At 31.8% G+C, this 305-nt stretch carries 1 protein-coding gene; it reads left to right on the top strand.

Annotated features, from left to right (window positions below):
• Nucleotides 1-119: 119 nt before the first annotated feature.
• Nucleotides 120-305: prolipoprotein diacylglyceryl transferase family protein (locus JI665_RS28370; RefSeq protein WP_206846291.1), on the top strand; the 186-nt coding region annotated here is incomplete at its 3' end.

The raw sequence follows: 305 nt of genomic DNA on the forward strand, positions 1-305 counted from the left end.
AAAAATTTGAAGCTTTGTTTGTTACAGATTTTTATTAAATAATTTATCATTTGTGCATATTTTCTCGATATTTGCTAGTTAAACTGCTAATTACAATAAGAAGAAGAGGTGATAACACAATGGAAAAAATTGAGGCAATTGATCGCATAGCCTTTGAACTTGGACCGATTACTGTCTATTGGTATGGACTAATAATTGGAACAGGTTTGTTTTTAGGATGGCTTCTTGCGACAAGAGAATCAAGAAAACTTGGACTTGATAAAGATATTTTTGCGGATTTATTACTTTGGGCGATTCCAATATCC

It is taken from the genome of Bacillus sp. NTK034 (assembly GCF_017303275.1).
Classification (GTDB): Bacteria; Bacillota; Bacilli; order Bacillales; family Cytobacillaceae; genus Cytobacillus.